The organism is Zoogloea sp., from assembly GCF_017302315.1.
Taxonomy (GTDB): Bacteria; Pseudomonadota; Gammaproteobacteria; order Burkholderiales; family Rhodocyclaceae; genus Zoogloea.
Window position 1 is genome coordinate 23638 of the sequence record NZ_JAFLDT010000055.1, and the last position, 6081, is coordinate 29718.

A 6081-nucleotide genomic window follows, 5' to 3' on the forward strand; every position below is an offset into this window, starting at 1 on the left:
GGGCGGCGCTCATTCCGCCGGTCGGGGTACTGCCTTTTCCCCGTCGGGAATGACCGTGACGCGGACCTCCGGCACCTGGGCCAGACCGCCGAGGATCACGCCCCGCAGGGGCGACACATCCTGGAAGTCGCGGCCCCAGCCCAGGGTGACGTGGCGCACGTCGGGCTGGATGCCGTTGGTGGGGTCGTACTCGACCCAGCCGTTTTCCGGGCACCATACCGCGACCCAGGCGTGGGAGGCGTCGGCACCGATCAGGCGGGGTTTGCCCGGTGGCGGGTCGGTGAGCAGATAGCCCGACATGTAACGCGCCGGCACGCCTACCGAGCGCAGGGCGGCGATCATCAGGTGGGCGAAATCCTGGCACACCCCGCGTTTCTTCTTCAGCACTTCGTGCACCGGGGTGCTCACCTCGGTGGCCTTGGCGTCAAAGGTGAAGGTCTTGAAGATCAGGTCCATCAGCGCCCGGGTCGCCACCAGCAGGGGCAGGCCGGGCTTGAACGCGGCCCGGGCGAACTCCGCCAGCTGGGCATCGCGGGGGACCCGCGGTGAGGCGTAGAGATAGCGCAGGGCATCCAGGGTGTCGGCGTCGCGGGGCTCGGGGCGGTAGCGCAGGCTGTCGCGGACGTCCTCCCATTCCGGCGAATCCTCCGCCTTGGGCAGGGGCCGGCCGATCACGGTCACATGGCTCTCGGCGCGCACCAGCAGGCCATCGTGAGGGACATCGAGGGACAGCCAGGCAACGGGGTTGCCAAAGGCGTCTTCGCCTTCAGCGAGCTGGGCCAGATCGGGCTCGATGGTGATCGAGCCTGACTCGCGGGTCTGCCAGGGCAGCTCCCGGGGGATCAGGTGCAGCAGGTGCTGGGCCAGGGAGACCGGCACGCCGCAGGGGGCGTATTCCGTCTCGTGGAGAATGGTGTAGGGCACACGACGGGTCATGGTGGCGGGCGCTCAGGCGGCGAAGGTGGCCTGGCCGGCCCCGCCGACATGGCTGAAGAAGCGCATGGCCAGCCGGTCGGACAAGGCGCGTCCGGCGCGCGTCAGGTGGTCCAGATGGTCGGCCAGCGCCAGGGTGGCTTCGGCGCGTTCGTCTTCGGGTGCGGTGGCCTCCAGCTTGGCCCAGGGGAAGCGCTGCAGGGCCGCATAGCTGGCGTCCAGTTCGTCGATACCCAGTTCGTTGCCATCCATCTCGAAGTTGCGCAGGTAGTTGGTCAGCATGCGCACCTGGAAGGCCAGGGCATGGGGGTTGGCGCCGTCCATGGTGAGCAGGTGGATGGCGGGCAGCAGTTCCGGCTGGGCACGATAGCGGGTGCGGTAGGTGATGATGGAGTCGCACAGTTCGAGCAGGGCCTCCACCGCCAGCTCCCGCTGCAGCGGGCCGGCAATGTCCACATGGCGCCTCAGGAAGCGTGCAAGGCTGCCGGCCAGGGTATCCAGGCGCTCGATGCGCCGCCCGACGATGTGCAGGCGCCAGCCCATGTCGCGGGTCATGTTGTCCATGGCGAAGCCGGACAGGGAGACGAAGGTGGTCAGGGCCTCGTCGAGGAATTCGAGCAGGGCGGAGACATCGGAGACCCGTCCGCGGGCACTCTCGAGGTCGGCGGAGAGGCGCTTGAGGGCATGCCAATGGTCGAGGGAGAGGTGCTCCCGGGCCTGGGTGGCGCACCAGGTGAGGCGTTGCAGGTTGGCCGCCAGGCCACTGTCGGCGCGCCGGTCGAGCACGGCACGGAAGAGATCCAGCTCGGCCTTGGCCAGGGGCAGGGTGGCCACGTCCTTTTCCACCAGGCCGGCGCCGGCGGCCAGTTCGAGCATCATCGACAGGGCTCCGGCCCGTTCGGTGCGGCGTCCTTCCGAGAGGCGCGACAGGGCCAGCCGGGCCAGTCGCGCCACCGCATCGCAGCGCTCGCCATAGCGCCCGAACCAGAACAGGTTCTCGGCCAGACGTGACGACAGGGTGCCGGTCTCGTTGATCAGGTCGTCCATCCGGATGGTGTTGTGGAGCAGGCTGAAGGTGGACACCGGGCCGTCGGAGAGCACCCAGGTGTCCTTGCTGCTGCCGCCCTTCTGCATGGTCAGGATGCGGGTGTTGTCCATCCCCGCCACCCGGGCCAGTCCGCCGGGCAGCACGCTGTAGCCCTCCGGGGTGATCGCTGCATAGACCCGCAGCCCCATCGCCCGGGTCATCAGCTTGCGGCGCTGACCACCCGACCAGGCGGGAGCCCGCGACAGCTTGACCAGTTCCTGGGCGACGAAGGCGGACGGATCGGCCTCGATGCGTGCGCTGAGGGCGGCCAACTGGGCCTCGTCGAGCTGGTCGCCGAAGATCACGTCGCTGGCACCACCGGGGAAGGTCGGCTTGATGACCAGTTCGCGCAGGTGCGTGAGCACCTCGGCCTTGGCCGGCTCCTCGCCGCACCACCAGGTGGCGACGGAGGGCATCAGCAGCTCCTCGCCCAGCAGGTGGCGCGAGATGCCGGGCAGGAAGCCGGGCAGGGCGGCGGATTCGAGCAGACCGCTGCCCAGGGCGTTGGCCACCAGCACGCGGCCGGCGCGTACCGCGCCGAGCAGGCCGGGCACGCCCAGGGCGGAATCAGCGCGCAGTTCCACCGGGTCACAGAAGTCGTCGTCGAGGCGGCGCAGGATGGCGTGCACCCGCTTCAGGCCGGAGACGGTCTTGAGGTAGACCGTGTCGTTGCGCACCGTCAGGTCCTGGCCCTCGACGAGGGGGAAACCCAGGTAGCGGGCCAGGTAGACGTGTTCGAAGTAGGTTTCGTTGAAGGGCCCGGGGGTCAGCAGTACCGTCAGGGGGTGGTCACCGTCGGTGGGGGCCTGGCTGCCCAGGCTGCGCTGCAGGCCGCGGAAGAAGCCGGCCAGGGTCTGCACCTGGAGGTCGCGGAACAGGTCGGGGAAGGCCCGCGACACCAGCAGACGGTTCTCCAGGGCGTAGCCGGCCCCGGAGGGAGACTGGGTGCGGTCGGCGATGACCCACCAGTGGCCGTCCGGTGAGCGGGCCAGGTCGGCCGCGTAGAGGTGCAGATAGGCGCCGCCGGCAGGCTTGATGCCCTTGCACGGCCAATGAAAACCTTTGTGTCCGAAGACCAGTTCGGGGGGCAACAGGCCCTCGGCGAGGGTGGTCTGCTCGCCGTAGAGGTCGCCCAGCAGGGCATCGAGCAGGCGTGCCCGCTGGCTGATGGCGGCTGCGATGCCACGCCATTCCTCGGTGGGAAGGATCAGCGGGAGCAGGTCGAGGGACCACGGCCGGTCGGTGCCGCGGGGGTCGGCATAGACGTTGTAGGTGACCCCGTTCTGCTGGATTCCCCGCGCCAGCTGGGCGGCGCGGGCCTTCAGGGTGTCGGCGCTGGACTCGTCGATGTGGTCGAGGAACTCCTGCCAGTGGGGGCGTACGCCGTCTTCTCCGAACAGCTCGTCGTAGCTGTCGGGGCGGTAGGGATAGTGGGAAAGGATGGAGCTGGGCATCGGCAGAAGCTAACACTCTTACCGGCATTCAGGAAATGGCAGAGTTGGCGGCGGACGGACGCCCCGCCCCGTGGAGGCCGGGGCCTCCAGGGGGACTGTCGGTGCATCCGAGGGCTGCCCTGCCTGGGCTCAGCGACGCAGGTCGAGGGTGAAGGGGAACTCCTTCTCCACCGGCGAGACCTTCACCTTCGGTTCGCCCGGGGTGTGGCCCATGCGGAAGAAGCGCGCCAGGCGGCGGCTCTCGGCTTCGAAGGCGTTGATCGGGAAGGTCTCGAAGCTGCGGCCGCCCGGGTGAGACACGTGGTACTGGCAGCCGCCCAGGGAGCGTCCGGTCCAGGTGTCCACCAGGTCGAAGACCAGCGGTGCATGGGGCGGGATGGTCGGGTGCAGGCAGGACGGCGGCTGCCACGCGCGGTAGCGCACCCCGGCCACGTGCTCGCCCACCGTGCCGGTCGGCTGCAGGGGGATGGTGCGGCCATTCACGGCGAGCAGGAAGCGGTCGTCGGACATGCCGCTGACCTTGACCTGCAGGCGTTCCACCGACGAATCGACGAAGCGCACGGTGCCGCCGATGGCGCCTTCCTCGCCCATCACGTGCCAGGGCTCGAGGGCGCTGCGCAGCTCCACCTCCATGCCACGCACCGCGAAGTCGCCGATCTTGGGGAAGCGGAACTCCATGTGCGGGGCGAACCACTCCGGCTTGAAGGCCAGGCCGTGGGCCTGCATGTCCTCCATCACGTCGTTGAAGTCCTGCTGCACGAAATGCGGCAGCAGGAAGCGGTCGTGCAGCTCGGTGCCCCAGCGCACCAGGCGGTCCGGCGCATAGGGGGTTTCCCAGAAGCGGGCCAGCAGGCCGCGCAGCAGGAGTTGCTGGGCCAGCGACATGCGCGCATGGGGCGGCATCTCGAAGGCGCGCAGCTCGAGCAGGCCGAGGCGGCCGGTGGGACCGTCCGGCGAGTAGAGCTTGTCGATGCAGAACTCGGAGCGGTGGGTGTTGCCGGTGACGTCGATCAGCAGGTTGCGCAGCAGGCGGTCGATCAGCCAGGGCGGAACGCTCTCGCCCGCCTTCGGGAACTGCCGGAAGGCTGTCTCGATTTCATAGACAGAGTCGTTACGGGCTTCGTCGATGCGCGGCGCCTGGCTGGTCGGGCCGATGAACAGGCCCGAGAACAGGTAGGACAGGCTGGGGTGGTTGTGCCAGTAGGAGATCAGGCTGCGCAGCAGGTCCGGACGCCGCAGGAAGGGTGAATCGGACGGGGTGGCGCCGCCCAGCACGAAGTGGTTGCCGCCGCCGGTGCCGGTGTGGCGGCCATCCACCATGAACTTCTCGGTGGTCAGGCGCGAGTAGTGGGCCGATTCGTAGAGGTGGGTGGTGCGGTCCACCAGCTCTTCCCAGTTGCTGGACGGGTGGATGTTCACCTCGATCACGCCGGGGTCGGGGGTGATGCGGAAGTGTTGCAGGCGCGGGTCGGAGGGCGGCTCGTAGCCCTCGATGACCACCGGCATGGCCAGGTCCTCGGCCGTGGCTTCGATGGCGGTGACCAATTCCAGGTACTTCTCCAGGCTCGACAGCGGCGGCATGAAGATGTGCATGGTGCCGTTGCGGGTCTCGGCGCACATGGCGGTGCGGACGATCCAGTCGGCCGACTGGAACTGGGCCGGCTGGCGGTCGGTGGGGGAATGCTTCTCGGCGTCCCGCGCGGCCTTCAGGGCGGCGGCGGCACGCGCCGCGGCGGAGGAGCCGAAGCCGGGTTCGTCGTCGGACAGGGCATTGAGCACCGCGGTCTGGCCGCCCGGCAGCTGGCGCCGGATGGCCTTGTACTCGGGCAGCGGCGGGAAGACCTGATGGTTGTCCGGCGGATTGACGTAGGGGTAGTCGCCCTTGCTCACCCAGGGTTGGGAGTCCAGCGGCAGGCGGTAGCCCACCGGGGAGTCGCCGGGGATCAGGTAGCAGCGTTCGTCGCGCAGGAACCACGGCCCGGTCTGCCACGCGCCGGTGTAGCTGTTGATGGAGATCGGCAGCACGTAGCCCACCGGGTTGGGCAGGCCGTGCTCGTACACGCGGCGGATGCGGTCGCGCTCCAGCGGGTCGTCCAGGCGCGCGTCGAACGGATCGACGTTGCCCGGCAGGCGGCGCTCGCGCCACAGGTAGTAGAAGGCGTCTTCATAGGCCGGGAAGACCCGGCGCTGGTCCACCGCCAGCCGTTGGGCCACGCCGGCCAGGAAGGTGTGGGCCTTGTCGACCTTCACGTTGCCGGGGGTGGCGGAATCGCCGATGAGGTCGGAGCGCGTCCAGATGGGCTCGCCGTCCTTGCGCCAGAAGCAGGTCAGGGACCAGCGCGGCAGCTGCTCGCCGGGATACCACTTGCCCTGGCCGAAGTGGGCCAGGCCCTGGGGGGCGTACTTGTCGCGCAGGCGGTGGTAGAGATCCTCGGCGCGGATGCGCTTGTTGGGGCCCATCGCCTCGGTGTTCCACTCGGCGCCGTCTGGGTCGTCGATGGAGACGAAGGTGGGCTCGCCGCCCATGGTGAGGCGCATGTCGTGGGCTTCCAGGTCCACGTCGATGAGGTGGCCCAGGGCTTCGATCTCGGCCCACTGCTCTTCGGT

Annotated in this window: 3 protein-coding genes; all 3 read right to left on the bottom strand. The window is 69.2% G+C overall.

Annotation, left to right across the window (positions count from 1 at the left end; all coding sequences use genetic code 11):
* Positions 1 to 9: 9 nt before the first annotated feature.
* Complete coding sequence (locus J0L98_RS15205; RefSeq protein ID WP_296412622.1) at positions 10 to 936, bottom strand: transglutaminase family protein; 927 nt, start codon at positions 934 to 936, stop codon at positions 10 to 12.
* Positions 937 to 948: 12 nt separating this feature from the next.
* The gene (locus tag J0L98_RS15210) at positions 949 to 3474 is read right to left on the bottom strand and encodes a circularly permuted type 2 ATP-grasp protein (RefSeq protein ID WP_296412623.1); all 2526 of its coding nucleotides are present in this window, start codon (positions 3472 to 3474) and stop codon (positions 949 to 951) included.
* A 129-nt stretch (positions 3475 to 3603) separates the two neighbouring features.
* Positions 3604 to 6081: transglutaminase family protein (locus tag J0L98_RS15215; protein ID WP_296412625.1), on the bottom strand; the 2478-nt coding region annotated here is incomplete at its 5' end.